General features: G+C 47.8%; 26 protein-coding genes and 1 pseudogene. 8 read left to right on the forward strand and 19 right to left on the reverse strand.

The annotated features are described in order from the left end of the window. Nucleotides 1–21 precede the first annotated feature (21 nt). Genes ACO9K6_RS19495 through ACO9K6_RS19515 form a run of 5 tightly spaced genes read right to left on the reverse strand, consistent with a single transcriptional unit; the run spans nucleotide 22 to nucleotide 4,091 of the window. Nucleotides 22–945, reverse strand: a complete 924-nt coding sequence (locus tag ACO9K6_RS19495; RefSeq protein WP_424769206.1) for a methylenetetrahydrofolate reductase — start codon at nucleotides 943–945, stop codon at nucleotides 22–24. 40 nt (nucleotides 946–985) lie between these two features. Continuing rightward, nucleotides 986–1,498, reverse strand: coding sequence for an MSMEG_0572/Sll0783 family nitrogen starvation response protein (locus ACO9K6_RS19500; RefSeq protein ID WP_424769207.1), 513 nt, complete (start codon nucleotides 1,496–1,498; stop codon nucleotides 986–988). 55 nt (nucleotides 1,499–1,553) lie between these two features. Further along, complete coding sequence (locus tag ACO9K6_RS19505; protein ID WP_424769208.1) at nucleotides 1,554–2,510, reverse strand: amidohydrolase family protein; 957 nt, start codon at nucleotides 2,508–2,510, stop codon at nucleotides 1,554–1,556. After that, nucleotides 2,467–2,952, reverse strand: a complete 486-nt coding sequence (locus tag ACO9K6_RS19510) for an MSMEG_0567/Sll0786 family nitrogen starvation N-acetyltransferase (protein WP_424769209.1) — start codon at nucleotides 2,950–2,952, stop codon at nucleotides 2,467–2,469. Before ACO9K6_RS19510 ends, ACO9K6_RS19505 begins: the two co-directional genes overlap by 44 nt. Nucleotides 2,953–2,966: 14 nt before the next feature. Beyond that, nucleotides 2,967–4,091, reverse strand: coding sequence for an MSMEG_0568 family radical SAM protein (locus tag ACO9K6_RS19515; RefSeq protein WP_424769210.1), 1,125 nt, complete (start codon nucleotides 4,089–4,091; stop codon nucleotides 2,967–2,969). Nucleotides 4,092–4,346: 255 nt separating this feature from the next. Between ACO9K6_RS19515 and pdxR the strand changes: the two genes are divergently transcribed. The 5 genes from pdxR (at nucleotide 4,347) to ACO9K6_RS19540 (ending at nucleotide 9,511) form a co-directional block, all read left to right on the forward strand. Then, nucleotides 4,347–5,783: a MocR-like pyridoxine biosynthesis transcription factor PdxR gene (gene pdxR, locus ACO9K6_RS19520; RefSeq protein ID WP_424769211.1), complete on the forward strand. Its 1,437-nt coding sequence runs from the start codon at nucleotides 4,347–4,349 to the stop codon at nucleotides 5,781–5,783. A gap of 41 nt (nucleotides 5,784–5,824) precedes the next feature. Continuing rightward, the gene (locus tag ACO9K6_RS19525) at nucleotides 5,825–6,127 is read left to right on the forward strand and encodes an ArsR/SmtB family transcription factor (RefSeq protein WP_424769241.1); all 303 of its coding nucleotides are present in this window, start codon (nucleotides 5,825–5,827) and stop codon (nucleotides 6,125–6,127) included. 224 nt (nucleotides 6,128–6,351) lie between these two features. Next, on the forward strand, nucleotides 6,352–7,455 hold the full coding sequence (locus tag ACO9K6_RS19530) for an NADH:flavin oxidoreductase (protein ID WP_424769212.1): 1,104 nt from the start codon (nucleotides 6,352–6,354) through the stop codon (nucleotides 7,453–7,455). Then, the gene (locus ACO9K6_RS19535; protein ID WP_424769213.1) at nucleotides 7,452–8,417 is read left to right on the forward strand and encodes a TIGR03571 family LLM class oxidoreductase; all 966 of its coding nucleotides are present in this window, start codon (nucleotides 7,452–7,454) and stop codon (nucleotides 8,415–8,417) included. Before ACO9K6_RS19530 ends, ACO9K6_RS19535 begins: the two co-directional genes overlap by 4 nt. A 53-nt stretch (nucleotides 8,418–8,470) precedes the next feature. Further along, the gene (locus tag ACO9K6_RS19540; protein WP_424769214.1) at nucleotides 8,471–9,511 is read left to right on the forward strand and encodes an LLM class flavin-dependent oxidoreductase; all 1,041 of its coding nucleotides are present in this window, start codon (nucleotides 8,471–8,473) and stop codon (nucleotides 9,509–9,511) included. Between the two features lie 109 nt (nucleotides 9,512–9,620). Here the strand turns inward: ACO9K6_RS19540 and ACO9K6_RS19545 are convergent, their stop codons facing one another. Further along, on the reverse strand, nucleotides 9,621–10,763 hold the full coding sequence (locus ACO9K6_RS19545; RefSeq protein WP_424769215.1) for an MFS transporter: 1,143 nt from the start codon (nucleotides 10,761–10,763) through the stop codon (nucleotides 9,621–9,623). A gap of 99 nt (nucleotides 10,764–10,862) precedes the next feature. On the opposite strand from ACO9K6_RS19545, the pseudogene ACO9K6_RS19550 reads away from it, so the two are divergent. Further along, a pseudogene (locus tag ACO9K6_RS19550) lies at nucleotides 10,863–10,954 on the forward strand (hypothetical protein); the annotation flags it as partial. 130 nt (nucleotides 10,955–11,084) lie between these two features. Here the strand turns inward: ACO9K6_RS19550 and ACO9K6_RS19555 are convergent. From ACO9K6_RS19555 to ACO9K6_RS19585, 7 genes are all read right to left on the reverse strand, one after another. Beyond that, a complete protein-coding gene (locus ACO9K6_RS19555) occupies nucleotides 11,085–11,786 on the reverse strand; it encodes a metal-dependent hydrolase (protein ID WP_424769216.1) in 702 nt (233 codons plus the stop codon). Nucleotides 11,787–11,905: 119 nt separating this feature from the next. Then, on the reverse strand, nucleotides 11,906–13,630 hold the full coding sequence (locus ACO9K6_RS19560; RefSeq protein ID WP_424769217.1) for a cache domain-containing sensor histidine kinase: 1,725 nt from the start codon (nucleotides 13,628–13,630) through the stop codon (nucleotides 11,906–11,908). Further along, a complete protein-coding gene (locus ACO9K6_RS19565) occupies nucleotides 13,627–15,213 on the reverse strand; it encodes a response regulator transcription factor (RefSeq protein ID WP_424769218.1) in 1,587 nt (528 codons plus the stop codon). Before ACO9K6_RS19565 ends, ACO9K6_RS19560 begins: the two co-directional genes overlap by 4 nt. Before the next feature lie 35 nt (nucleotides 15,214–15,248). Beyond that, entirely contained in the window at nucleotides 15,249–16,052 is an 804-nt protein-coding gene (locus ACO9K6_RS19570; RefSeq protein WP_424769219.1) for a carbohydrate ABC transporter permease, read from the reverse strand. Then, nucleotides 16,049–16,918, reverse strand: a complete 870-nt coding sequence (locus tag ACO9K6_RS19575; RefSeq protein ID WP_424769220.1) for a carbohydrate ABC transporter permease — start codon at nucleotides 16,916–16,918, stop codon at nucleotides 16,049–16,051. Before ACO9K6_RS19575 ends, ACO9K6_RS19570 begins: the two co-directional genes overlap by 4 nt. A 54-nt stretch (nucleotides 16,919–16,972) precedes the next feature. Next, a complete protein-coding gene (locus ACO9K6_RS19580) occupies nucleotides 16,973–18,274 on the reverse strand; it encodes an ABC transporter substrate-binding protein (protein ID WP_424769221.1) in 1,302 nt (433 codons plus the stop codon). 103 nt (nucleotides 18,275–18,377) lie between these two features. Continuing rightward, entirely contained in the window at nucleotides 18,378–20,564 is a 2,187-nt protein-coding gene (locus tag ACO9K6_RS19585; RefSeq protein WP_424769222.1) for a hypothetical protein, read from the reverse strand. A 228-nt stretch (nucleotides 20,565–20,792) separates the two neighbouring features. On the opposite strand from ACO9K6_RS19585, the gene ACO9K6_RS19590 reads away from it, so the two are divergent. Further along, on the forward strand, nucleotides 20,793–21,056 hold the full coding sequence (locus ACO9K6_RS19590; protein WP_424769223.1) for a late competence development ComFB family protein: 264 nt from the start codon (nucleotides 20,793–20,795) through the stop codon (nucleotides 21,054–21,056). A gap of 172 nt (nucleotides 21,057–21,228) precedes the next feature. Next, nucleotides 21,229–22,386, forward strand: coding sequence for an acyl-CoA dehydrogenase family protein (locus ACO9K6_RS19595; protein ID WP_424769224.1), 1,158 nt, complete (start codon nucleotides 21,229–21,231; stop codon nucleotides 22,384–22,386). Nucleotides 22,387–22,389: 3 nt separating this feature from the next. On the opposite strand, the gene ACO9K6_RS19600 is transcribed toward ACO9K6_RS19595, so the two are convergent. The 6 genes from ACO9K6_RS19600 to ACO9K6_RS19625 form a co-directional block, all read right to left on the reverse strand. Next, complete coding sequence (locus ACO9K6_RS19600; RefSeq protein WP_424769225.1) at nucleotides 22,390–23,118, reverse strand: PIG-L family deacetylase; 729 nt, start codon at nucleotides 23,116–23,118, stop codon at nucleotides 22,390–22,392. Continuing rightward, nucleotides 23,115–23,426, reverse strand: coding sequence for a DUF1806 family protein (locus tag ACO9K6_RS19605; protein WP_424769226.1), 312 nt, complete (start codon nucleotides 23,424–23,426; stop codon nucleotides 23,115–23,117). Before ACO9K6_RS19605 ends, ACO9K6_RS19600 begins: the two co-directional genes overlap by 4 nt. A gap of 35 nt (nucleotides 23,427–23,461) precedes the next feature. Continuing rightward, complete coding sequence (locus ACO9K6_RS19610; protein ID WP_424769227.1) at nucleotides 23,462–23,758, reverse strand: hypothetical protein; 297 nt, start codon at nucleotides 23,756–23,758, stop codon at nucleotides 23,462–23,464. 189 nt (nucleotides 23,759–23,947) lie between these two features. Next, the gene (locus ACO9K6_RS19615) at nucleotides 23,948–24,844 is read right to left on the reverse strand and encodes a hypothetical protein (RefSeq protein WP_424769228.1); all 897 of its coding nucleotides are present in this window, start codon (nucleotides 24,842–24,844) and stop codon (nucleotides 23,948–23,950) included. Nucleotides 24,845–25,022: 178 nt separating this feature from the next. Then, a complete protein-coding gene (locus tag ACO9K6_RS19620) occupies nucleotides 25,023–25,823 on the reverse strand; it encodes an ABC transporter ATP-binding protein (RefSeq protein ID WP_424769229.1) in 801 nt (266 codons plus the stop codon). Further along, nucleotides 25,810–26,865, reverse strand: a complete 1,056-nt coding sequence (locus tag ACO9K6_RS19625; RefSeq protein ID WP_424769230.1) for an ABC transporter ATP-binding protein — start codon at nucleotides 26,863–26,865, stop codon at nucleotides 25,810–25,812. The genes ACO9K6_RS19620 and ACO9K6_RS19625 overlap by 14 nt, the downstream gene beginning before the upstream one ends. Nucleotides 26,866–26,867: the final 2 nt, after the last annotated feature.

Raw genomic sequence — 26,867 nt, forward strand, 5'->3', positions numbered from 1 at the left:
CCTTTTCCGGACAGCTGGATATTAAGCGCCGACCTTAACCGTCCCGGCCTTATGCAGGCCTGCCAATTGAACCACCTTGTTCACGCTGTCCTCCGCTCCGCCAATCGGACGGATATGAATGCCCTTCATTCCCTCGATTTCTCTCAGCCTGTATATCAACTCAGCCGCAATCGTCAAGCCCTCTTCCTGCGATTCCGACTCGGTAAGCCGGGCCTTAAACGCTTCCGGAATGACGATTCCGGGAATGCGCAGCGCCGTATCGACATGCTCCGCATCGCGAAGCGGCAAAATGCTGGCCATGATCGTAATTCGTTTATGCAGCTCCCGGCTTCTCGCCTCCTCCATCCATTCACCGATTAAATCCATGTCGAACACAAGCTGCGTTCGAACGAAATTGGTTCCGCCCTCTACCTTCGCTTCCAATCGGTCGATCAGCTCTTTGATCGGCTTTCCGGCGATATTTTCCACAGTTCCGATCGTAAACGTCGGCTTATCATGCATCATCGTACCATCAAACAGCTTGCCTTCATCTGCAAACCTACGCACATAGCTGACAAGCTCCATTGTCTGCAGGTCATAAACCTCTTTCGCGTCCGGCTCCGTTCCCACTTTTGCCGGATAACCGCCAAGAATCGCGATATTGCGAACGCCTAACGCAGCTAGCCCCAGCAAATCACTTTGAATAGCCATCCGGTTGCGATCGCGCAAATTGATTTGCACGATCGGCTCAACGCCGGCTTGACGTACAAAGTGGGCGCCCACCAATGGAGACAATCGGGCGATGGCGAGAAGGTTGTCGCTTAAATCTACCGCATCCACCGAATCCCGGTATCTTACCGCCTGATCTACAAGCGGCTGCGGGTTCCAGCTGCGGGGCGGAATGAGCTCCGCCGTGACAATAAAATGATCGTCCCCAAGCCGCTCTTTACCCAGCCATAATGTCATTCAACCCACCTTCGCTTTCTGTCATGCTGCGCGGCATGATTTAAATTTGAAATGTGCTTAAAATAAATGCGCCGGCGCGGGAATATTCAATCAGGCAATCCTGCAGATCAAGCGGATGGCATGGAATGGAGCCTTCGATCAAATCTTCCTCCCGATGACCGTGCAGCCCTAGGCCGAAGCGGCAGACATACACCTTGCCGCCTTCCTTGATAAAGGTCGCCAGACTCTCGTTATGGTTCATTTGTCCTGCAAAAGCAGCGTTTCCGACTGAAGGAAATCCGCGGGTGGCGATCGCGTTCATTGCGCCTGTTCCATAGAAATAAATAGCGGTCTCGAACCCTTTTCGCTGCGCGCGGATCGCTTGAAGAATGGCAACGTAGGAGAGGGAAGATTCATGCGCGATACCGTGCACAAGTGCCAGAAACTTATCGCCTTCGTTCGCTTTATAATCCGGAAATACTTTCGTCTCACCGTAAAGCTTCGCGCCGACCGGCATCGAAGGGTGGGAAATTTCATTCATCGATTTCAATTCCAGTTCAGTAAAGTTTGCCATTTCAACATCATCCTCCACAAATTATATTTTTTATATGGTAAAGAGCGGGATGCTCCTATGCCTGCTTGCTGAAATACATATCCTCGGCATTCGCCCAGAAGATGCGTTCCTTAATCTCATCGGATACTTTAACGCCCTGAATTTTCCAAAACTCGCTTTCGAAATCACTCCACGGCTCATCACAGCCAAACATTACCCGATCGACACCAATTCCGGTACGATCCAAATCCTGCAGCAGCTTGCGGACCGCGAACCCGATCGCCCAGCTTGTATCAAGATAAACACGGTAGCCGCCTTCGATCAGCTCCTTCCAATGGGACAGCAGCCGGATATGTCCGCTTACGCCCCCGCCCATATGCACCAAATGAATTTTCAAATCCTTCCCCCAGCGCTTTATGAGCTCAAAAAAACCGGTTATATCAGAGCCAGCTCCAGGACTAGTGTGAAAATGAATAGCAATGTCCCTCTCAATCGCAGCTTGAAAAATGGTTTCATGCAGCAGCAGCGTTTGCTCATCCCACTTGTTCGGATCAGCCGTGCCCCCGAGCAGATAGCTCATCTTCAAAGCTTTAATGCCTGGCTGGTCCAGCAGCTTCAATGCCTCTTCGGTTCGCTCGCGATTTTGCGGCAATCCCGATACCCATAGCGCTCCCGCCACCTTTCCTCCGCCTTGCTTGCATAGATTTGCGACAAGCTCATTATGTGAGAATGGCTGTGCTTGCACAGGAATGCCGTAATTCGGAATAATCAGCGTTTTCTCGATTCCCCGGCATTTCATAAAAAAATCTAACTCCTCCGGCGTTTCAGGACCCGGATCGGCTGGCGAGATCGGCTCTTCCGATTCATAGAAGGCCCATGGATCCAGGTGACCGACATGATTGTGTACACTAAACACTCTCCGGCCGATTCCCATCGTGAGCGGTTTTTGCTCATTGTAATTGAAGGATTCTGATGATAATCCCTCACCGCTAGCCAAATTCCCGGCACTTGCGTGACTGTGCATCATGCACATATAAATCAGCCTCCATAAGTTGATGTGTATGCTGCCCGATGCGGAAGGGCTCACCAAGACTCTTCCAGCCCAGCTTCTCAAACAGCTTGACGTTCTGCACCTGCACCTTGGCCAAGAAACGTTCCGCTCCGCGCCTCTCCATCTCTTGGACAGCCGCTTCGATCAAGTACACCCCAATGCCTCTAAGTCTATACTTTTGCCCGACCGCGAGCCGTCCTCCCCACCACACTCCGCTTCCCTTCCCATCGTAAAAACAACGGACGGTTCCCATGAGCTCAGCTCCATTGCGCCAAGCATTGAGGTAAATCGAGGCAGGATCATACTCGTCAGTATCGGACTGCTCGAACAACCCTTGCTCCGCGACAAAAACTTCCCGCCTTAGCGACAGCGCCGCTTGCACCTCATGTGGATCTGCAGCCAGCCTGATTTCACAGTTTTTCATCGTTATCCGCTCCTTTACACGATTCGTTTCTCGAACGAAGGCAGCGCAGAGCAAGCGCCGCATTTCGCACATCCTGCCATACTGCTTGCGGAGGATAGGCTCGCCTCCGCTAAAATGCCGGCCACCTTGCCGTACATCCGTTCCATATAGGCAGTGGATGGAGGCTCAGCATGCTCCAGCATCGTTCCTTTGAGCGGCCGCAACGGTACAACGAACGGATAAACACCCATGCTGGCGGCCCGGGAGCAGCCGGCAAGCGTAATTTCCGGATCCTCGCCCATGCCTAAGATCACGTAGGTCGTTACCTGGTTTCTTCCGAATACAGCAACCGCTTTACGAAAGGCCTCGAAGTACGTCTCGAGCGAAATGGCAGACTTGGAGGGCATCATTTCCTGCCTCACGCGCTCATCGAATGACTCCACATGGAGCCCAATGGTATTCGCGCCGGAATCCTTTAAAACCTGATACAGCCTGTCGTCGCTTGGCGGCTCGCACTGCACCTGGATAGGAATCTGGCTGACCTTGCGAATGGCCTTAACACAGGCTGCAAGGTGAAGCGCACCGCGATCGGTTTCATTCGGTGTTCCTGTCGTCAACGTAATTTGTTTAATGCCATCCAATCGCTCCGCCGCCTGGACGACTTCGGCCAGCTGCTCAGGTGATTTTTTGGCTACTGTAGCCCCTGCCTCGAGCGAATGGCCGATCGCGCAAAATTTGCAGCGATCGTCCGGACTCCAGCGGATACAGCTTTGTATAACGGTGCTGGCAAGCACGTCCGAGCCGTGAAGCACAGCGATCTTCTGATAGGGAATCCCTTCCTCGGTGGAAAAGTCATAAAATTTCGGCCTCGCTATGGGATCGATATACATAAGCGATTTCCCTTCATATTGAAGCGAATAGCCGCCTTCTTTTTTTACAATTTCATAGGGTGAACTGCTTGCAGGACTGTTGTAGGTTGGCAGCATAACCGTCTGGTCTCCTAAACGAAATGCCGCGTCATCCGAAGGGCCCGCTCCACCCCGGCGGCCCGTGTTCGTCAATCCGCTTGTGCGGAGCCCTTTGTTTTGCAAGTCAACCAGCCAGCTTGTCTCCTCAGGTCGAACCTTGCCTGTATTTGCCTGGTCCAAGGACTCTCTCATCGAAAGACCACCTTTCGTTTGGTTTACTCGAATAGCAATGCCTTTCCAGAACGTGTAAGCTTATATGACATACTTTAAACGAAAATCGGATAATACGGACCATCCACCTCTCATTTATTTTGACCATCCAGAGTAAAATGCGTTTTTTTACGGTTTTATTGTTCTTTTACAACCTTTTGTGGTATGTTTCCTAACATTGATTTATAATGGCATTGTAGATGCTTCTGAAAGATTGCGGCTATGGGGGTGCAGATTATGTCGTGGAAGCCAACGAAGACTGCTGGCATTGCGGTGTATAAGCAAATTGCCAATTATATCGAGCAGCGAATAATGAACGGTGAATTTCCGTCCGGCAGCTGGCTGCCTTCCGAACGTTTATTGGCCGAAGAGCTGCAGGTGAATCGAAGCACGGTTATAGCGGCCTATGACGAGCTGCATGCCGCAAATCTGGTTAAACGGGTAAAAGGCATAGGAACGCTCGTCAACACGGAAGGCTGGCTCGATGAGAACCGGCGTCTACCCGATTGGGAGCAGTATGCAAAAAACGGTTTTTTTCAGCTGAACAATCCGATTAATCGGCAAATTTATGAGGTGATGCAATCCGAAAACGACATTATTAATTTAGCGGTTGGCGAGCTTAGCCAGGATTTACTGCCGTTCCAGTTAATGCAGGACGCTCATCGAACGATGGAGATTAACAACTACTTGGGCTATGAGCATATACAAGGCAATATCAGGCTGCGCGAGACGATTAGCTCTCATCTAAAAAGCTATCGGAGCATCAATTCAACGGCTTCCTCGCTACTCATCACATCCGGCGCCCAACAGGCGCTGCATCTCATCATTCAAAGCTTGCTGAACCCAGGGGATGCCGTTGTCATTGAGGACCCCTCCTATGCTTATTCTCTGCCCATTTTTCAATCCGCGGGCTTAAAAACGTTTCAGCTGCCCGTATCCGATCAAGGCATTGACCCCGACGAAATCATCTCCCTTCATAAGAAGCACCGACTTAAAATGATTTTTCTAAATCCCAGCTTCCAGAATCCGACCGGCACCTCGCTAAGCGAAGAAAAACGACTAAAAATAATCGAAATATCAACCAAGTACGGTATTCCCATTGTCGAGGACGACCCTTACAGCTTGACGGATTACGAAGATCGCAAAGTCCATACGTTAAAATCGATGGATAAGGACGGTACCGTTATCTATATCAGCTCGTTATCCAAAATCATCGCTTCCGGTCTTCGGATCGGATGGATACTTGGCCCGCAGCCGATTATCAACCGCTTGGCCGATGCCAAGCAGCAGATCGATTTCGGCCACCCTAATTATCCGCAATGGATCGCCGAGAATCTTCTCTCTTCCGCACAATTTGATTCGCATATCGTGAAGCTAAGACAAGGGCTTAAAAACAAAAGGGACATGACCGTTCAGGCGCTTGAGCGATATCTAAAAGGATCTGTCGAATATTTAGTGCCCGAGGGCGGCATTCATTTATGGTGCAAAATCAACCAGATGACGAATGAACAGCAGCTGTTCAAGGAAGCGATTCAGCATGGTGTCGTGTTTGCCCCAGGAAGCACACTAGGTTCTGCTCCGGGCCGGATCCGGCTAACTTTCAGCCGCGCTAACGATAATCGAATCGAGGAAGGCATCCAAAGACTAGCCGAAGCGGCAGTGAAATGTCTATAGTCGCAGTTGACATATCGATAATTCTCGATATAATGAAGGACATGAATCCACTATTAATTTTCAAAGCATTATCGAACGAAACACGCGTAAATATTCTCGATTGGCTGAAGGAACCGGAGAAGCATTTCCCCGTTCAGGAAGGCGGTGACAGTAATAAAATCGGGGTTTGCGTAAGTCATATTCAAGAAAAAGCCGGTTTATCTCAATCGACCGTTTCCCAGTACCTTTTGCTGCTTCAAAGAGCAGGTCTCTTGGAAGCGAATCGTTATGGTCAATGGACCTATTACAAACGAAACGAACAAGCGATACAAGCGTTCGCACATTACATTAAAACCGAGCTCTAGAAGAGCTTTCCCTATACATGGATGATTTCTTAGGTTTCTGAAAACATTCATGTATTTATTTCAGCTTTATATATCTATAAAATTAGATATGTAGATATTTATCTATTATTGTATCCATTTGCCGCGATAAATGAGATCATTTTTTAGCATAATAGGATGAGCCTAGTCGAACTGCATATCCTATATTTCATGTATAGCTTAACCCACTCAAAGGAGAGATCAACTTGTCAACTCCAAATCACACAACTCTGCTGTCCGATTTTCAAATCGGTCCTCTGAAGCTTAAAAACCGCATTGGCCTCGCGCCAATGACCAGAATCAGCGCAACCGAAGACGGTCAGGCAACGGAAATCATGTCGAAATATTATAAAAGCTTTGCTGACGGCGGATTTGGCTTCCTGATCACGGAAGGCGCATATCCCGATGACGCCTACAGCCAAAGCTACTTTAATCAATCGGGAATTGCGAATGATCGGCATACAGCCGCATGGAAACAGCTGACCTCTGCCGTTCATCAAGCCGGATCGAAAATTATCGTTCAACTGATGCATTCGGGTGCTCAAGGGCAAGGCAATATTCACAAAAAAGAACTCATCGGTCCATCCGACGTTAGAGCAAAAGGGGAACAGCTTCCAATCTATCACGGACAAGGTCCTTACGATATTCCGAATCAAATGACTAAAAAGGATATCCAGGATGTTATTCGCGGCTTTGCTGAATCAGCTAAGCGGGCAAAGGAAGCCGGCTTTGACGGCGTGGAAATCCATGGCGCCAACGGCTATCTGCTGGATAATTTTTTGACTGACTATTTGAATAAGCGCACCGATGAATACGGCGGCTCTACTGACAACCGCGTTCGTTTATTAGTAGAAGTAACGAAAGCTGTCCGTGAACAGGTGGGCAATGGATTTGTCGTCGGCATGCGAATCTCTCAAGGTAAAGTGAGCGACTACCATCATAAATGGGCTGGGGCCGAGAAGGATGCCGAGATCATCTTCGGCAGCTTGTCCAAAGCCGGCTTGGATTATATCCATGTGACGGAGTACGATGCGACTAAACCAGCTTTTGAAGGCTCAGCGCTTTCGCTGGCGGCACTTGCAAAAAAATACGGAACCGTCCCTGTTATCGCAAACGGCAATCTCGAGAACCCGGAAAAAGCAGAGCAACTGCTCGCGCGCGGTGAAGCCGACCTGATTACGCTCGGCAAAGGAGCCCTCGCTAATCATGACTGGCCGAAGCGCGTTGCGGACGGCAGACCGTTGAATGAGTTTAACCCATCCATTCTCGGTCCATTGGCTAATATTAAAGAAGAAGAAATCAGGGTATGAGCTTGCTCGAACATGGCGCATACCAAAAAATGTACCATAAGGATAAACTGACGCTCGGCTTTGTGCTGCCGACTGCACCGATGAGAAAAACGCCGATCATGGAAAATCAGCTTCAGCTCGCCCGCAAAATCGAGGACTTTGGTTTTGCGGCGCTATGGCTGCGGGATATAACTGTTCAAAATCTGCACATTGACGACAATGGACAAATGTATGATTTATGGATTTACTTAACCTATCTCGCTGCGCATACGAAAGAAATTGCTTTAGGAACAGCGAGCGTAGTCCTCCCTCTTCGTCACCCCGTTAGAATCGCGAAGGAAGCAGCCACCATCGACAGGCTTTTCCCCAACCGATTAATGATGGGCGTGGCTTCGGGGGACCGGGATTTGGACTTTACGGCGCTTGGGGTTGAAAGACACCGCAGAGGCGAACTATTCGAGGAGTCCTTTCGATTGCTGGACCGGCTGCTAAAGGAAGATCACGTTTCCTACGAATCTGATTTAGGTACATTTCAAGGCGACGATATGAATTTGATTCCACGACCCGTAACGTCGATCCCGACAATGGTGACTGGCTTTAGCCAGCAATCTCTCGAATGGATTGCCGCGCATGGAGACGGCTGGATCCAATATCCGCGCAGTATTCAAAAGCAGGAACGGCTCATAGCGGATTATCGGTCCTTGACGGACAAAATACATCCCGGCGTATTTAAGCCCTTTTCCCAAACGCTATTCATCGATTTGGCAGAAAACCCCGATGAATTGCCGGTCGAAATTCCATTAGGCTATCATTTGGGGCGCAACCAGCTCGTGCGGCTGCTTCATGGATTTGAGTCGATTGGCGTTAATCATTTGGCATTCGTTCTATACTTTTCTAAACGACCGGCAGAGGAAGTCATCCAGGAGCTTGGGGAAGAGGTATTGCCTCACTTCCCCACTCATCAGCTTGCAGCCAAACCATAAAAGCTTTATATACGCTGCAGCAAATATTCTTATTTTAGAAAGAGGTTATCATCATGGCTGACAAAATAAATGAAAAAAAATTAAGCGATATTCCTTTTTCAGTGCTTGATCTTTCCCCGATCGTTAAAGGGGGCAGTCCCGCTGAGTCCTTCCATAATACATTGGATCTGGCTCAACATGTTGAAAACTGGGGTTATCACCGTTACTGGCTGGCGGAGCATCACAATATGCCCTTCATCGCAAGCTCCGCTACTTCTATCGTGATTGCTCATGTTGCAAACGGCACGTCCAAAATACGGGTAGGATCAGGCGGTATCATGCTTCCTAACCACGCTCCCCTATTAATAGCGGAACAATTCGGAACGCTAGAATCTCTGTTCCCCGGACGCATCGATCTCGGGCTTGGCCGCGCGCCCGGTACCGACCAGCGTACCGCCGGCGCTCTTCGGCGCGGGGGCAGAACGGATGGCCAAGACTTCCCGGATCAGCTGGATGAGCTTCGCGCCTATTTCGATCCATCCCTTGCGCCAGGTAAAATGCAAGTAAAGGCGGTTCCCGGCGAAGGCTTGAACATTCCCATTTGGCTGCTTGGCTCCAGCGGCTTCAGCGCACAGCTGGCCGGTCAGCTTGGACTTCCGTTTGCCTATGCCAGCCACTTCTCGCCTAACAACACGGTTCCCGCGATGGAGCTTTACCGCCAATCCTTCAAGCCGTCAAAGGTGCTTGACAAGCCATATGCGATGGTCGGAGTCAATGTCATCGCTGCAGATACGGATGAAGAAGCCCAGTATTTGGCAACTACTCTGCAGCAGCAGTTTCTTAACCTGATTCGCGGCGTAGAGGTTCAGCTCCAGCCGCCGGTAGATAACATGGACGAGCTTTGGAGCGATTATGAGCAAGTGGCGCTGCAGCAGCAGCTTGGTACCTCAATCATCGGCAGTGCAAAGACTGTGGAAGAAAAACTGCACCAATTTTTACAAAATACACAGGCCGATGAAATCATGGCTATTGCCCAAATTTTCGACCATAAAGCACGATTGAGATCCTACGAAATTTTAGCGGAAATAACAAAACGCAACAAGACGAATAAATAATCAAGGCACTTTTATTTGCAAGAAAAACAAAGGCCTCGCAGCATGATTTGTTCATCTGCGAAGCCTTTATTTTGTCCTATTGCCTGCTGTATATTAAAGGCATTGCTAATTAGCTAAAGGAGAGGTGATTTTGACGTTTTCTGGTAAGAGCATAAAGCGCCGAAGCTGCGGCACAGCATATGCCTAAAATGCAATAAAGGAAAGGCGCGCCTAAATGATCGACGATCACACCGCCCACTGCATTGCCGATGATGCCGCCCAGCCCCCAAGTGACAGCCGCAAAAACCGTTTGAAAGGTTGCTTTGGTCCTGTCGCTGGCATAGCTCTCGACAACTTCAACAGCTGTCCCGGCCACGAAAGCAAAAGCAATCCCATCAAGTAATTGCATTGCTAAGGTCAGATAGACATCCGCATAAGCAAATAACACCATATATTTCACCGCGTAGATTGCTGCCGCAATACAAAGCACATTGTAGCGTCCAATTTTTCTGCTTAGCTTCGCGGAAACCCAGAACATGGGTACCTCAATGAGAGCGGCAACCGCAAATGCGCTTCCAAGAAAGCTCTTGTCAAAGCCCATTTCTTTAAAATAGATCGGAAGGAACGTAAAATTGATCGACGTTGTCATGACCGTCAGCATGCTGATACCAACAAAAATGAGAAATGGCTTATTCCGAATGACCTCGTTCATCTGCTCGAAAATGGTAATTTTTGCGGAAGCAGGCTTTGTTTTCGGAAAGAGCAGGATGACCAGCAGCAAGCATAAATTAACGGCAAGATAATAAAAGAAAATATGATCGTAGCCGTATTTTTCATACAAAAATCCGGTTGCAAATGCGCCGATCGCATAGCTTAACGCACCCCATAGCCGCACGCTGCCGAATGAGAAGCCCTCTCTCTTTCCAAGCTCAACGGCAATTGAATCGCTAAGCGGAGCAGCCGAGGATTGAAACCATGCGAAGAACACAGATAATATGATAATGGCGGTCAGACTATCGAAGTAATAAAAGCCAAGCCCAAATATAGGCGCCGCAACGGCCGCAATCATCAGTATTTGCCTTGGATTGCTCAGCCGGTCGTTCAGCATGCCCATGACGGGCTGAGAAATAACGGTTACAAGTGACCATAAGGACAAAATGAGGCCGACCACCGTATGGCTGAAGCCTTTATCGCTAAAAAAAAGACTCGTATAAGGCATAAAAACGGAAAGTCCCAGATACAACAAAAAATAATAGCCTGCTAATGTTCTCACAGCTGTTCTCCTCTATCTCTTGGCTTCTAGGCGGATGCTCTGCCGTTTGCTCCTGGTTTCACAGCGCCGCTTCATAATGTTATACCATTTCAGCTCCTCCGTATAGTCGAGGAGGTCGGTCCTGAGATAACAAAAGTAAAAAAGATAACCGCGTCGTAATTCCGTTTAATATTTCCTGCGGCCAATGCTTTTTAGTGCCAGCATGGGGATGAATGCATCGAATTCGTCTTGAATCCTTAATTTAAAAAAATCCCCACCCGGCAGCTTAAAATATCACTGTCGGATGAGGATTTTTTGAGCTTTTGCGTGAAGTCCTTGCGTTTATTGGTTAGCAGGCAAAGTCAGCTTCTCACCTGGCTTCATCACTTGGCCTTTAATACCTTTTTCGCTAAGCAGCTCTACGAAATGCTCTGAATCCTGGCGAATAGGCGGGAATGTATCATAGTGCACAGGCACAACCAGTTTCGCGTTGTACCACTCCGCTGCTTGCAGCGCATCCTCAGGTCCCATCGTAAAATGGTCGCCGATCGGGATGAAAGCAATGTCAATCGGATGGCGGTCGCCGATCATTTTCATATCGCCGAACAAAGCCGTATCACCCGCATGAAGAATATTAAGTCCTTCTATTTGAATAATAAATCCTGCTGGCATACCCGCGTACATAATGTTTTTCTCTTCTTCAAGCACGATACCGGAGGAATGGAACGCTTGTATCATTTTGGCTTTGGCAAAGCCGAGATCAACAGTGCCGCCAATGTTCATACCAATCGTATTGACGCCCTTCCACGACATGTAGGTCGCCAGCTCAACGATGGCCACTACCGGCGCATCATTTTTTTGAGCGATCGCATCCGCGTCCAAGATATGGTCGATATGTGCATGCGTAAGCAAAACGGCGTCTGTCTTAATATCCTCCGCTTTCGTAACGGCTAGCTCATTTCCTCGAAGAAAAGGGTCAATGATGAGTGATTTCTCTCCGCTGACAATTTGAACACAAGAATGACCGTGATAAATGATCTCCATGGATACTTGATTCCTCCTTCTCATAATGAAACCTAACAGCTTTATTATGACCAATATTTTCTCATTCTGCAAATAATACAGCAGGTGCTTCGCAGCTTTTGCTCATATTTGATACTTCCTCATTTTCTGCATTCTTGCGAAATCGGCAATCTAACGGATACTGTAGTTCCTTGTCCCTCTTCGCTATCGATCTGCAAGCCGTAATGCTCGCCGTAATGAAGCTGAATACGCTGATGTACGTTGCGCAAACCGAACCCATGCTCCTTCTCTTCGTGGTCATCGCCGACGGTCAACGACTGACGGACTCTCTCCAATTGATCAGGCTCGATCCCGACCCCGTCATCCTCTACCTCCAGCACGAATACATGAGTATCCTTCCATATTCGAATATGAATATGACCTGACTCTTCGCGCTTGCGAATACCGTGATTAATGCTGTTCTCTACGAGCGGCTGAAGGATAAATTTGATGATTTTAGTATCCTCAATGCTTTTGTCAAGCTGAACGTCCCAGAATAATTGGCCTGCGAATCGGATTTCTTGTATTTTTAAATAATAAGTGACATGCCGAACCTCGTCCGCAACCGTCATTAATTCCCGTCCCTGATTGAGACCAATTCGAAATAAACGAGAAAGATACGTCACAATGTCAGCGATAATTGGATCTTTATGCTTGCGGGCCAGCATGTTGACAGAGTCAAGCGTATTGTACAAAAAATGAGGATTGATCTGATACTCAAGCGTTTGCAATTGCAAAAGACGGCGTTTGGCCTCCTCTTCCCGGTTTTTCTGGATAAGGCTTACGATTTCATCCGACATTCTGTTCATGGCAGACGCCAGCTCTCCAACCTCGTCATTGCGTACGACAGGGACCTTGAAAACAAAGAGCCCCTCCCCGATCAGCTTCATTTTGCGTTGAATCATATTTAACGGCTTCGTAATGCGATGAGATAAGAATAGGACCATGAACAAACAAAACAACAGAAGCACGACCGCAATAAAGAGAATGCCGAAAAACAGATCTCTCGCAGGCTGCAATATCTCCCTTTTCGTTATCCATGACACGAGAGACCAATCAGAGCTTGTCTGAGCAAATGTGACATAAGGCTCGCCGCCATAAATCGTCTCTTGGCTGGATTTGTTCGATCTCTCGCCAATCTCCTGAAGGAAATCGTTGGCCACCCCTGCATCGGTTCGTATATTCAGCGTCGACTCCTTATTGAAAATGGCATAATGCTGGCCTGGATCAACCGAATACCTGTCGATAATTTTGCTGATTTCGCTCTTGTCGATCAGAAGAAACAAATAACCGATCGGTCGATTCAAATCAGTTTCATTATTATTAATTTGCCGGTACAGGGCGATCGAGTCGAACTCCTCGACGTACTCCCATACAGGTAAACCGACATATTTCCCCGCTGAAGCCAGTCGCGAGCGGATAAAATCCTGCTCTCTCACACTCATTTCTTCCCCGTACACCGTTCCATTCGTACGAACAACGTAAATGGAAACGCTAGCATTTCTTGTCGCGCCATACATTTGCAGCGCCTGGCGGAAATCGGTCGCACGCTGCACTTGCTCACCCGTCCGAAGTGAATTTGGGTAAAGCAGAAAGTCCTGCACACGTCTGTCTCCAAATAGCTGCAGCGACAAATCCTCTAAATTAAACCGCCAATCTATTAACTCTGAGGCTAAGTTACCAATAGATTGTTGCTGTTGTCTGACATAGCTGTCCTTCAAATAATTTTGCAGCGCATAATAAACATGGATACAGCTAACGATGATCGGCACGATAATAAGAAGCGAGAAGAACAGCATGATCTGCGCACGAATCGAGCGCATCATGATTGCTCCTCATTCGAGCGTTCGCGGAATTCACTGGGAGCTTGCCCGATATTTTTCTTGAACATGGAGCTGAAATAGTGCGCATTCGCGTAACCGACCTTCTCCGCGATTTCATAGTTTTTGTAATTCGTTAGAAGAAGCAGCTTCTTGGCCTCTTCTAATCGGCATTCCGTAATAAATTCCACGCAGGTTTTACCGATCTGCTGATGAAAGATACGAGAGAGGTAGTTCGGCGATATGCATAAGATTTGCGCAATAGAGGCTACGCTTAGCTCCGGATCGTGAAACCGTGCTTGGATAATCTGCTTCGCTCCGTCCACCAATTGATTCACAAAGCTCGCATGGTGGTTGCTTCTCCGCCCGATGATTTCCATGAAGAGCTCAAAGAACAGCTTCTGGATCTGACTATAGGAAGACAGCTCATCCAGCTTGGAAACACTTTGGTTAAAGGTTGGAATTGAATGGATCCCATATTCATCAACCAGTCGATAGACTGCTCCCAGTAATTGAACACAAGTTAGCTGAATGATCTGCGGCGATGGATTTTGAATCATAATCTTTTGCATAAAAGGGGCAATCGCTTGTTCGCTAATCTGATCCCGGTATCGGAGTATCTCAAGCAGCATCTTTTCTTCCTCGTAAGGATATTCGACGCGATCCTTTTTCCATACGGGAATGTCTTCATAGCGAATAACCCCTGTTTGCTCCAGCATCGCTAAATACTTCACACTGTCAAGCGCTTCAAGCGAAGATGTCCAGACAGAGGAAATATTCTCACAACTCCGACCAACGCCAACGTTGACATCGATCTTCAACGTGGCCTTGATCATCTCCACCGACCTTCTCCATACCTCAATGTTTGTCGCCTCGGACAAAATGCAGAGCATTACAGTATCTGAATGGTCATACACATACACAATTGTGTTCAGATGGAGCTCCTCAATGATGTTGCGAATGGCAAACCGAACAAGTGGCAGCTCACGTTCGCCATAACGCTCGAATACGTTCTCTAAGTGACAGGTTTCAACCGCAAGACAGCAGAAAGCAGAATATTTCAACTGAATATCAGCCATTTCCGCACGATCATGAATCGTCGAGGAGGTAGCCAAGCCCCCGGACAGCACATCACTCCAAAACTTTTCGGTAATGATCGGCTTGTATTCGTTAAGACGCATTTGCGCCATCTCGTTCCAATTTTGGTTCCGGTGTTCAAGAAGCATTTCGTCTCGCAACTCTTCGACCGTTTCCTTCAGCTCATCTGGGAAAATAGGCTTGACCAAATATTTCGCAACACCAATTTCAATCGCTTCTTTGGCATATTCAAATTTCTCATAGCCGGTCAAGATAACGAAGCGGATATTTGGATAAAGACTGCGAATCCTTTTGGCAAAATCAAGTCCGGATATACCCGGCATAAAAATATCAGTAAGCACCATATCCGGCGGTGATTGCGATATCAACTCCATCGCCTCCGCCGCATTTTTCGCATCCCGCACCTCGTCAAAGCCGGCTTCACTCCAGTCGATTAACGTACGAAGACCATCTCGGATAAACATTTCATCGTCAACAATTAAGACCTTCATACTGTATAACCTCCTCGAGCATGACTTCAGATCGATTATTTCACGGCGCCGGCCGTTAGTCCACCTATTATTTTCTCACTAAGCAGCGAATATATCACTATTGTCGGAATGATCGCAATTACCATCGCCGCGAATGCGACTGGATAATTGGCTGAAAATGTCGTTAAGAAGAATCGAATGGCAACCTGCAGTGTTCTTGTACCCTCGCTTTGCGTGAGCAGGGAGGCGAACAGCAATTCATTCCAGGCTGTGATCATTAGAAATATGCCTGCGGTCGTCATGCCGGGGTAAGAAACAGGCAGAATGACACTTAAGAAGGTCCGATGCACGCTTGCCCCATCGATAAATGATGCTTCCAGTATTTCTTTCTGAATCGAATCCATGTACGTTTTTACGATTAATATGCTAAGCGGAAGCGAAACGCCAGCATACACAAGAGCAACGCCAAATAGCGTATCATACAGTCCCAGCCCATTTACGATAAAATAATAAGGTACAATGAAAGCATTCGTCGGAATAAAAATACCAAACGTTATTAAAAGCAATAAGCCTGATTTTAACTTAAACGAATACATAAAGGCATAGGATACCAAGGTTGCTACGATAACGGCTAATAGCGTTGAAGCAAGAGCAATGAACATCGAATTAAAGAAATAATAAATAATCGGATGACTGGAAAGCACCGACTCATAGTTTTCAAACATCCACCGCTCCGGCAGCTTAAAGGGGGCAGAGAACAGCTCTTGATTCGTCTTGAAAGACGCAAGAATCAGCCATAAGAAAGGCACCAGCGTAATGAGCAGGAATAATACGATGAATATCCAGCGAAACAGTTTCATCGCAGCCCCCTCCTTTCTGATAAACGCAAGATGCCAAATACGAGCAGCATCGCGATCGTCCCCATTAGAATCGTCATTAATCCCGCCGCCATTGAGATGCCGTAGCGGTTAGCTGTAATCATTTCCCGGTAAATATAGAGCGACATGTTTAGCGAAGAATCTGCCGGCCCTCCGCCTGTCATCAGAAGCGGATACTCGAACATTCGCAAGCAGAAAGCCGTGTTGAAAATCACGTTGATCGCGATCGCGCTTTTTACCATGGGGATCGTAATATGCCAGTCCTGCTGCAGCTTCGATGCTCCATCGATTTCTGCTGCTTCATACAGATCAGGTGAAATCGTCGACATTTGCGTTAGAAAAATAACCATCGTAAAACCGACATACAAAATAAATGGAATCATACTTGCAAAAATGGCGGTGCTCGGATCGCTTAGCCATGGATGAATGAATGATTCCAGACCAAGTCCCTTGAAGGAGTTGTTAACCAGCCCCAGGCTGACGTGCAGAACAAAGTACCACAAGAAGGCGAGTGCAGTCGTCGATATGACGTTTGGCAGGAAGAACAATGTACGAAACCATTTCCAGCCCTTCGGCTTCTTGAATAAGATCAGTGCCAGTAATAGCCCTAGCGGAGTATGGAGCAGCACCCCGGCTATAATCCAATAGATCGTATTGATCATGGCCGTCTTAAACGCCGGATCCTCCATCAGATAGAGGAAGTTATCGATTCCAACAAATTTCATATCGCCAATACCATTCCATTCCTGCATGCCTACGTACAGTACAAAGAGGAGCGGAAATATAAAAAAGACGATGGTGAACAGCAAGGCCGGAGCCAGGTAGAAATAAATCTGTCTGGATGTCATCCCGCTTAAGCTCCTTTCATCATGAGAGGGGAGGTCTCCCTCCCCTCTCTCTTCTTATTGGTTAGCTGCTTGCAGCTCTTTGGCGAATTGCTCAGGGGTATAGCGGTCAAACATGAGTCCTTCAATAAGCGATGGCAGCTTAGAGCTTGCAGCTGGTTTGAGTATTCGAACAATGTTAACGATACTCTCAGGAGCCTCGCTGTTTGTCTGTATATATTGGCCCAGCACGGGACCTGCTCCAGCCGTTTCTTCCTCGGTAAGATCAAGCTTCATCGAGAGCAGGATACGGCCATTCAACGTAAACGTTTTTGAGCTTTCCTCATTTGTCATGAACTTCAAGAACTGAACAACAGCCTCTTCTTTTTCTTTGGATGACTGCTTCGCGGCCGACCAAGGCGTATACGCGTCAGTTACCGTAAAGCCAGGCTGCACTTTGCCGTCACCGAATGTCGGGCTTGAAGCAATTCCAATTGATGGAATCATTTCTTCCGTAATCGATCCAATAAGCCATGGGCCGTCAATAATCATAGCGGTGCTGCCAATCAGGAAGTTATTCGAACTAACGGAGTAATTGCCGCCCAATGCGTCGGGAGTCGTGTATTCAAAGAGTTGCTTCAAATACCCGGCTGCTTTCACCACTTCCGGTGTATCAAGTGATTGGCCTGGGTCGAACACATCCGTTCCTGCAATGCTTGCCGCTAAATAAGTGAACGCATTGGTTGTATGCCATGCATCATCCGTCGTCATTAAGGAAATCGGTGTAATGCCTGCAGCTTTCAACTTCTCGCAAGCCTCGAAAAACTCGTCCCATGTTGCAGGAAAGGACACGATGCCCGCTTTCGCAAACAGTTCTTTATTGTAATAGAATAAAATGCCGGCTTTCTCAAATGGGATGGAGGTTAGCTCACCATTCACCGTCATCGCTTGTAGGTCCTGCTCGGTAAACCGGGTTTTCCACTCTTCATCCATATGTGGATTCAAATCAAGCAGTCTGCCTGACTCCTGGCGGGACAGGTCATTGGGATTGAAATTATAATTGAACAAATCCGGTGTTTGACCCGCTGCAATCATCGTTTTTACTTTCTGCTGCAGCGTCGGCCAATCCGGGTTGATATCGACCGTTACTTTAATTTTATTCACATTCTCTTCGTTGAACTTCTCGACGATCGTTTCAAGCGCTCTGCCGCGCTCCGTATCTGTGCTCCAGCTGCTGAGCATAGTCAAATCCACTTGCTTCTGATCCGCTGCTTCACCTCCGTTTGCTGATTGTTCTCCATTGCTTGAGCCGCAGCCTGTAATGACAAGGGTTATTGCCAGTATAAGCGATGTTGTAACGCCTAACCACTTTCTCTTCATGTCTAAGATCCTCCCTGGGATGGTTTTTTCTATTTACGTCTACATCTTACCTAATCGGGCAAATGAACAACATGCAAGAATTTATCCAATTTCATTCGAAAATCTATACACTTTTATGAATGCTTCTATTTTCCAAATATTTTCCCAGTCCATAAATGCCAGCCGAGTAAATCCAGCCTAACGTGCCCCAGATATCTCCTTTGGCGATCATGCCTTCATCGATTCCTTGATTGCATATACCGAACCCTTCCGGCTGCATGCCTAGATCGACGAAGCCCATCAAATCGCCCGGATGCGACAGCATCTGCTGTGTACCGATTGCGATCCATTCCGCCATAGAGCAGAAGAAATCTTCACCAATTTCTGCACCGAGCAGGTCTAGTTCCTCGATGTGGAACAACGAATAGATGTCCACGACGCCTCCGCCCCAAATGGAATTAATGCCGCCCATTCCAACTGTCTGGAATTGAACGCGTGCCAGATCTGTACCCGGAAGATGCGGAGCATTCCAAATATAGTTCCAAGTGACGAATATTTTACCCGCCCGCACCGCTCCCTGCAAATATCGATCATCGCCCGTCAGCTTGTATAAGCCATACAAGGCGGCCATCGTATACTGTCCCGCTTCTTTGTCGATAACGTTCGGGTTATCAAGCGTTCCTCCCAAGTAATGATCCTTCGAAACATAAGTGCTGAGCACATAATCACCAGCCTGGCGAGCGGCATCAAAGTAACGCTGTCCGTCCTCCCCGCATGCTTTGCCAATCGCAATGAGATATAGAATGGGAATGGAGCTTGCCGATTTCGAGGAAAATTCATCATTCCCGAAGCCTTCGGCATTTTTGAGCGGTGTGCCGTCCGGTTCATAGGCCCGATACCAGGAGCCGTCTTTGTTTTGATGTTTGAGCAGAAAGTTGGCAAAGCTCAAGGTCGTGTCCCACCAGGAAGTCTCCCTCATGCCTAACGATGCATAGAGCTGGTAATTAAGCAGCAGGTCATACGCGGGCTCGACCATTGTACGCAGGTAATTGCCCGGAATATTTCCGTGCGATATATAATGAAGCTTCGGCGCGTCTGCTTGACCAAATGAAGCAAAAGGCTCATCCTTCTCGATATCGAACAACGAATATAAAAATCCTGTTGGCGTAGACAGTCGATCAACAAAAAACTGAGTGACCCTTCTGCCCCTCCCGATCCACTCGCCGCCATCTGACTTTGCCAGCGTATAGGCTGTATTAATTTGCCGTCCTGTAAATCCGTACTCTAGAATTCGAGTATACGATTCATGCGGAATATTATTGAAGGACGTGCCAAAGCCAGAAGGCTCGGACAAGTAGCCATGTCTCGGATCAAAATGGAAGAAAAAGCCTGCTCCGCCATTAGCAAGCTCTCGGTAGCTGCTGCGCAAGGAAACATTCCGGAAGTCGATAGATTGCTCAAGCGTAAAGGGCAGCTTGACCGGCTTAGGCGTATTTAGCTCTGCGTACGATTTGAATGTTGAATAGACTGCATCCGCGAAGGTATCCCCGTCTCCGATCCTGAAATCATAAGCCAGCTCCATCTCGAACGATTCGCCTTCTAGCGGATAGAAGGCTGAAACTGGAGACCGCTTCGAATCAAGCGCAACGCTTTGATCGCCCTCATGGTAAGGCCAGAACGCTTGAAGAATGACCTCGCGGCCTTCAGCCACCGCATAACCGAGCGAGCCCACCTCTGTTTCCTGAAGGTACTTGCTTTCCTTAGCCGCTGTACGCCGTGGCGCGCTCGAAGTCTCTGGGAGCTTTACACGCCCAAGCGCGATCGAGTGCTCGTTTTCCTGCTGATAGCCCACAATAACCGGATAAGTCAGACGGTCCTCCATAAATACCTTCACCTCTGTGAAGGAATCGAGCGTACCCGCTTCTGAGTAGTGTGTAGCCGGCGAGCAAAATCTCCATTTGCCGCCCGATGTATCCAAGAGGCTGCCCTGCAATTGGAGCTGCAGCCCTCCCCCAGCACTATACGATTGGCTGGCAAGGCCCTTGAGTTGACGATGAAGCACGACCCGATTCTCCTCAGCGATCCAGCGGTCTTTGATGGTAAATTGATAACCGGCGTGCATCCATTCCATCTCAGCCTGCCACTCCTCATGCGTAACCTGACTGGCAAAGCCATATTTCATAGGGATCGTCGTTTGATCCATATAATGAGCGATGATAGGCTGTCGAATCGTTAATTTCTCCACAGCACCGTCGCCCCATTGAATTTGTGGAATATATCCTTGATCTTTTAGAAAAACAATCTTAATCATACGGCCACCTCATTCTGAAGGAATATATTTAATGTAATTGAGTGAGGCTGGCTGGTCGATGCAAAAAACTTCACTTTTTCATATAAAAATCTATACTTTCTTTATAATGCTTTTTTAGAAGGCTGATACATTAAGGTTCAAAAGTCCTGCGACTATTTTCACTGTACAACGAAATTAGTTATGGTACCATCACCTTATCAGGCAAGATAAGGGAGCAATTATACGATCATGAAAATCATGAATGCCATGGAGCCGATTGTGATTAATCTATTCGAGCAATATTTTAAGCCCATATCGCTAAATTGTGATTGTGACAAATGCAGGCTTGATATCATTCTGCTAACACTAAATCATTTGCAGCCTAGATACACCTCCAGCCAGTCTGGAGAAGCTCTCGTGAAGGCTATATTTATGGAGCCGCAGCTCCAGTCTGATGTTCTAAAGGAAATTACAAAGGCCGTATCAGTTATAGCAGAGAATCCTCTTCATTAAACAGCAGCAGCTTAATCCCCTCCAGCATTCCCGGAAGGGATTTTTTTTGTTTCTGTCCAAACGGATTTCCATGTTTTTCAACTGTCATGTCCATTGATTTCTATCTTTCTGCGAAGGTTATGGTAAAATGCGGTTATGTAAATCACATCATCATTGAAGGAGAATCCTATCCATGGGGCGGTTAATCGATCAATATATACGCAATAACGCGGAGAAGGCGCTTGCAGAAAAAATAGAGGCTCTGGCTATCCGCTTTGCCAAGAGAGCAGCTGTACAAGATCGGGAAGGCTCCTTTCCGCACGAAAATTTTGCCGAGCTGCGTGAAGCCGGTTATTTCATGCTTACGGTTCCGAAGGCATTCGGGGGCGAGGAGCTGTCGCTTTACGACTTCGTATTGCTGCAGGAGCGACTAGCTTACGGCGACGGTTCAACCGCGTTAGCTGTAGGCTGGCATCTTGGTCAGGTCATGCATCTTCGAACGACAGGAAAATGGCCGGATCAGCTGTTCGGTGAGCTGTGCAGAGCGATTGTCGAAGAAGGCGCAATGATCAATACATTCGCCAGTGAAGCGGCATCAGGAAGTCCGAGCCGCGGCGGCAAACCGGAAACTACCGCGGTCCGGACAGACGGCGGTTGGTTGATTACGGGGCGCAAAACCTTCAGCACGCTCTCCCCCATTCTCGAGCGTTTTGTCGTGACCGCCTATATCCCTGAGGAAGAAAGGACTGCGGATTTTCTCATCTTTAAAACAGACCGCGTTACAATAGAAGAAACGTGGGATACCATCGGCATGCGCGGTACGGGAAGCCATGATGTGGTGCTGAACAGCGCATTCGCCGCCGAGAATCATATCCTCACAGGAAAAGGAACAGATGATGGCGGCGGCTGGCTGCTGCATATTCCTGCATGCTACATCGGAATTGCTATGGCGGCGCGCGATTTCGCTCTACATTTTGCCCAAACCTACCGCCCAAACCAGCTTCAAGGGCCGATTGCCGAGCTTCCTTCTGTTCAGCAAACAATCGGACAAATGGAAGCTGAGCTCCGCACAGCGCGCTGTCTTCTGTATGCTGCCGCTGATCGTTGGGATCAGGAAGTGGAAAATCGGCCGCTCTTGAAGCCGGAGCTGGGCCTGGCCAAATACATGGCGACGAATAACGCGATTAAAGTGGTGGATTTAGCTATGCGTATCGTGGGAGGCACCAGTTTATCCAAGTCATTACCGCTTGAGCGGTATTACCGCGATGTTCGTGCTGGTCTGCACAACCCACCGATGGACAATACGGTGCTGCACACACTCGCGGCGGACGCTTTGAGCGAGAAGCATTGACTGCTAACGAGCAGAATTGGATTGAAATAAATCATTAACGAGAAGCTGGCGGGCAGTCTCGCTGCCAACCAAAAAATACTCATAACCTCTAAACCTCGCCAATGCCTTGTTGTCCGGCTCCCATACCCATTCGTCTATTTCCGTTTGACAGCGATGGGCCCGATAAGCAGCAAGCTTGGCCTTCAGATGATGACGAATATCGATTTTGACGACATCCTTTTTCGTATAGCCATATAACTCGGGAGCTTCCATAGCATCGCCAAAGGTGATGAAAAAAAGAGAGCCTTGCTGGCTGCTCCGCTGAAAAGCCGCGGCAGCTGCTTTTCCGATCGCACAGTGATCCGGATGCCCGCCTAACGTTTCATGAAAAGTAAGAACAACGTCAGGACGAATCTCCTGCATGAGTATGGATATTTTTTCAATTAACGCATCCGGATCCATAAATTCAACCATTTTGTCACGGATATCCAAAAATATCAGTCGATGAATGCCCAGCTCCTCGCACGCCTTCCGCAGCTCCTGTTCTCGAATGGCCGGCATGCTCTCTCTATTCACATACGGAGGGTTGCCCATCCGGCGTCCCATTTCACCGCGAGTTGCACTTACAAGCGTAATTTCAACGCCCTCGCTTGCATACTTCGCGAGTGTGCCTCCACAAATAAAAGATTCATCGTCCGGGTGTGCGAATACAGCCAATAGCTGGCGTTTTTTTCTAACAGCTTGTCCATTCATTCTGGAAACGGCTCCCTTCCTATATGCAAAGCTACGTTCATCCTGCCTCTATCATCGTAACCGGCCAGAAGAAGCTTGCCTTCTCCCATTAATTCATAATGAGTAAGTCCTTCCATACGCAGCCAGCCCAGCTCGTCAAATCGGAGAGCAACCCGATACGGCCCCTCTCCTGCTGTTAAGGCTTCTGTAAGTTGTACCTTGAAATTTCGGACGAAAACGAAGGATGTCGCTTCACTGTGAATATAAACGACCTCGGTTAAGAAGTGTCGAAGCAGCTTCTCCAATTCGAATCTATTGATATTATTCATGGTCGATTCATTCCCATTCTATTAGATTAATAAGTTCATCTAAATGTTATCACAGGAAGCTTCGTATAAACCGAAGTTTGTAACGAGGATTTTTTGGCCAACAGCGATTGCTTCATGAAAACCTGTTTCGTTTTTTGTTTTTGAAGAGGCGGGGGTTGACCAAAAAACTCCTCATCCTGCAGTAATTCTATTAGGGCTTGAGATACCGCTTGAACAGCAAGGGCTTCATTCTCAAGTAAGAAATAGGCGACTTGATAGCCGTAAACCTCGTATCGCTTAAGTACATTGGCTTTTCTGAGCAGCTCTTCCCGCTTTAACGCAGACATCTCCACCCGTGCTTTTCACCTCGACTATCCTCAAGCTTATAACTGTACCAGATTGGTCAACTATAACACCCGGAGGTATCGTCGACATAGTACTATGTTTCCATAGTACCTCCAACCTTCTCATAAAAAGAAGATGAGCCCGCGCCAACCGGGATCATCTCCTTCGCTTTATTAGGTTTACGTTAATGGAATTTCTCAGCTATGAACCCATTTTTGCTGCAGCATAGCTGCAAGCTCCTCTAAGGTGTCCCAGATAATAGGACGGATCGGATGGTATTGAACAGGCAGCTTATCCGCAGCGCTTCGTTTCACCGTCCATATGACGGGAATATTCAAGCCGAGCGCATAACCCGCTGCAAAATATACCTCTGGCGAAGGGATGGTCAAATCCGCGATGACCATCTGACTCTCAGAAATAAGCTGGGTAGTATGCTTATCACGATTCTCCCTATCCGAATAATGAAATAAAAGCGGGATATACCCGCATTGCTCGATTTTTGGAAACACGCTTTCCGTCCACTCTTCACAGATTTCATTACCGTTCGGAAGTAAAACGATACATGACTTCAGCTTCTTTCCTCCAGCCCTTGCCGCCGCTTCGCTCCAGCCTTTGTCCGTAAGCCTCAGGGTTGCGACTTCCCTAATAATAGATTGCTCACTTCTTAGCTTCTCGATGATATAAACCAGCTCTTGCAAATTAGGAGAATACGTTAAATTAAAGCTGTGCGACAGCGGATGAATGGCCACAGGCTCGCCCGGACCATTCGAATGTCTAAATAAAAATTGCAGTAAACGGCCTTCTTTTTCCTCCATTGTTACCGGAATGGTTGGCGAATTTTCTATTCGATCTAAGTCATCAATTGACAGTGTGACCCGCTCATCACAATCTGTAAGCTCTCGGATATAAGCTGAAACGATAGGAAATATTTGACGTTTCCGATGATAAGTTAACGATTGGATCAGATCATAGCTTCCTCTCAATAGGCTGTAGTACCCGTCAGGCGAGCAGTGACAGCCTACAAACCTGTCATATTCGCCTTCCGCTTTTATGGGAACAATTTCATTACAGAACAAGCATAATTTTTTATTCATTGCCGTTTATCACCCCTATATTAATCATTCGCAAGCCTAAGCTAATATTAGGGGTTTTGAGCTTGAAATCCGACAAGCAAATCTATCCATACCTGAAACTCATTCTATGAAATTGATATCTTTTGAAAAAAGGGACGTCCCTCAGGTCAGCTCAGACCTCCTGGACTCCCCTCGTATTTTAGGCGAGATTCCACTCCTCATGAATCTTCGGCACATCGGATATGAGCTGCTGCGTATACCGGTGCCGCGGGTTAATAATGATGTCCTCCGCCGGTCCGCTCTCCACGATCCTCCCCTTCTCCATAATACATAATGTATCGCTAATATAATAAGCCAATCCGACGTCATGGGTAATGAAGATAATCGTCATGTTGTTCTCATTCCGCAGCTTTAACAGCATATCCAAAATGGTAGACCTAGAGCATGCGTCAATCATAGAGGTTGGCTCATCCGCGATCAAAATTTTAGGATGCAGCATGAAGATGCGGGCAATCATGAGCCGCTGCATCTGTCCCCCAGAGAGCTCGAAGGGATACTTGTTATACAATTCCTCAAACTTCAAATTGACGAAGGAGCAGGCTTCCTTCATCTTATGGAATTGTTCCTCCTTCGATAGCTTCAGGCCTTGCAGCTTAATGCAATCAAGAAGTAATTTATCGACTTTATGAAACAGATTGAACGACGAGAATGGATCCTGAAAGATCGCCTGGATGTCCTTCCAGTAATTTTTCCGATCGGTATGGTTTTTGAACTGCCGCAGCTTCCCTTTGTAGCGGATATCGCCGCTCGTTTCCTTCAGCAGCCCCATCAGCATTTTCGCGAGAGTCGTTTTACCGCTGCCGCTCTCGCCAACGATAGAAATGATCTCGCCCTCGTGGAAGGCAAAGCTCACGTCGTTCACGGCAGTCATTTTTTTCTTTCCGTATCCAAAAACCTTCGTAATGCCAGCACCGCTTAACAGCACATCAGCTTTGCTCATGTTCATACCACTCCTTCAAGGTGTCGGGATCGAAGTTGCACCTGTAGACTCGTTCCCCGAGATGCCGATTTTCGATTTCGCCTTGCTTGCACTCGTCTCTGGTATAGGAGCAGCGATCGGCAAAACGACAGCCCGCCGGTACGCTCTTCAAATTCGGCGGCGCACCTGGAATAGCCGTCAGCTTATGCTCCTTCATCCCTTCCTCGGGTACGATAATGGAGCCCATCAGTTTTTTGGTATACGGATGTAAAGGGTCAAATATCATCTGATGCGCGCTGCCGCGCTCAACGATTTCCCCAGCATACATGACCATAATATCGTCCGTGACATGATAGAGCAGCGGAAGCTCGTGGGTGATAAAAACAAGTGATTTAATAAAACCCTTGTCAAGCAAATCCTTCATCAGCTTGATGACGGCTTTCTGCGAAGTGACATCAAGGGCTGAGGTAGGCTCGTCTGCCACGAGCACCTTCGGATTAAGGATCGTGGAAATCGCGATGACGGTCCGCTGCTTCATTCCTCCGGACAGCTCGTTCGGATAGGCTTGAAGCACCTCAGGCGACAGATTCAACGTCTGAAAGCGTTCGGCAGCCATATCCCACACCTGCTTCTTGGTCATTTCCGGACGATGCTCCTTCATCAAATCCTCGATGAATCGAATGATCTTCAGCGTCGGATTCAAGGCGTTCATAGCAGCCTGAGGAATATAGGCGATTTCCTTCCCCAATATCTGCTTCCTAAGCTGCTCCTTATTAAGCTTCATAATATCAATGCCGTTGATTGCAATAGAGCCGCTGCCGTAATTGAGAGGCGGGAAATAGAAGCCCATCAGGCTTAAGGCCAACGTTGACTTGCCGCAGCCGGATTCTCCGGCAATGCCGAGTGTCTTTCCTTCCTCAAGAGCGAAGCTGACACCGTCGACCGCAAACACTTTTTCCTTCAACCGGGTCTTATAGAACGTTTTTAAAGCTTGGACCTCCAATATATTTTTCCGCGGGGCAGGCTTCACGGCTTGGGCGATATCCAGCAGGTTGGCGCTCATCA

The organism is Paenibacillus praedii, assembly GCF_049725345.1.
Classification (GTDB): domain Bacteria; phylum Bacillota; class Bacilli; order Paenibacillales; family Paenibacillaceae; genus Pristimantibacillus.

Coding starts and splice junctions, on each gene's coding strand:
- ACO9K6_RS19495 (WP_424769206.1), bottom strand. CDS start 945: ATGACATTATGGCTGGGTAAAGAGCGGCTTGGGGACGATCATTTTATT.
- ACO9K6_RS19500 (WP_424769207.1), bottom strand. CDS start 1,498: ATGGCAAACTTTACTGAACTGGAATTGAAATCGATGAATGAAATTTCC.
- ACO9K6_RS19505 (WP_424769208.1), bottom strand. CDS start 2,510: ATGTGCATGATGCACAGTCACGCAAGTGCCGGGAATTTGGCTAGCGGT.
- ACO9K6_RS19510 (WP_424769209.1), bottom strand. CDS start 2,952: ATGAAAAACTGTGAAATCAGGCTGGCTGCAGATCCACATGAGGTGCAA.
- ACO9K6_RS19515 (WP_424769210.1), bottom strand. CDS start 4,091: ATGAGAGAGTCCTTGGACCAGGCAAATACAGGCAAGGTTCGACCTGAG.
- pdxR (WP_424769211.1), top strand. CDS start 4,347: ATGTCGTGGAAGCCAACGAAGACTGCTGGCATTGCGGTGTATAAGCAA.
- ACO9K6_RS19525 (WP_424769241.1), top strand. CDS start 5,825: ATGAATCCACTATTAATTTTCAAAGCATTATCGAACGAAACACGCGTA.
- ACO9K6_RS19535 (WP_424769213.1), top strand. CDS start 7,452: ATGAGCTTGCTCGAACATGGCGCATACCAAAAAATGTACCATAAGGAT.
- ACO9K6_RS19540 (WP_424769214.1), top strand. CDS start 8,471: ATGGCTGACAAAATAAATGAAAAAAAATTAAGCGATATTCCTTTTTCA.
- ACO9K6_RS19555 (WP_424769216.1), bottom strand. CDS start 11,786: ATGGAGATCATTTATCACGGTCATTCTTGTGTTCAAATTGTCAGCGGA.
- ACO9K6_RS19560 (WP_424769217.1), bottom strand. CDS start 13,630: ATGATGCGCTCGATTCGTGCGCAGATCATGCTGTTCTTCTCGCTTCTT.
- ACO9K6_RS19565 (WP_424769218.1), bottom strand. CDS start 15,213: ATGAAGGTCTTAATTGTTGACGATGAAATGTTTATCCGAGATGGTCTT.
- ACO9K6_RS19570 (WP_424769219.1), bottom strand. CDS start 16,052: ATGAAACTGTTTCGCTGGATATTCATCGTATTATTCCTGCTCATTACG.
- ACO9K6_RS19575 (WP_424769220.1), bottom strand. CDS start 16,918: ATGACATCCAGACAGATTTATTTCTACCTGGCTCCGGCCTTGCTGTTC.
- ACO9K6_RS19580 (WP_424769221.1), bottom strand. CDS start 18,274: ATGAAGAGAAAGTGGTTAGGCGTTACAACATCGCTTATACTGGCAATA.
- ACO9K6_RS19585 (WP_424769222.1), bottom strand. CDS start 20,564: ATGATTAAGATTGTTTTTCTAAAAGATCAAGGATATATTCCACAAATT.
- ACO9K6_RS19590 (WP_424769223.1), top strand. CDS start 20,793: ATGAAAATCATGAATGCCATGGAGCCGATTGTGATTAATCTATTCGAG.
- ACO9K6_RS19595 (WP_424769224.1), top strand. CDS start 21,229: ATGGGGCGGTTAATCGATCAATATATACGCAATAACGCGGAGAAGGCG.
- ACO9K6_RS19600 (WP_424769225.1), bottom strand. CDS start 23,118: ATGAATGGACAAGCTGTTAGAAAAAAACGCCAGCTATTGGCTGTATTC.
- ACO9K6_RS19605 (WP_424769226.1), bottom strand. CDS start 23,426: ATGAATAATATCAATAGATTCGAATTGGAGAAGCTGCTTCGACACTTC.
- ACO9K6_RS19615 (WP_424769228.1), bottom strand. CDS start 24,844: ATGAATAAAAAATTATGCTTGTTCTGTAATGAAATTGTTCCCATAAAA.
- ACO9K6_RS19620 (WP_424769229.1), bottom strand. CDS start 25,823: ATGAGCAAAGCTGATGTGCTGTTAAGCGGTGCTGGCATTACGAAGGTT.
- ACO9K6_RS19625 (WP_424769230.1), bottom strand. CDS start 26,865: ATGAGCGCCAACCTGCTGGATATCGCCCAAGCCGTGAAGCCTGCCCCG.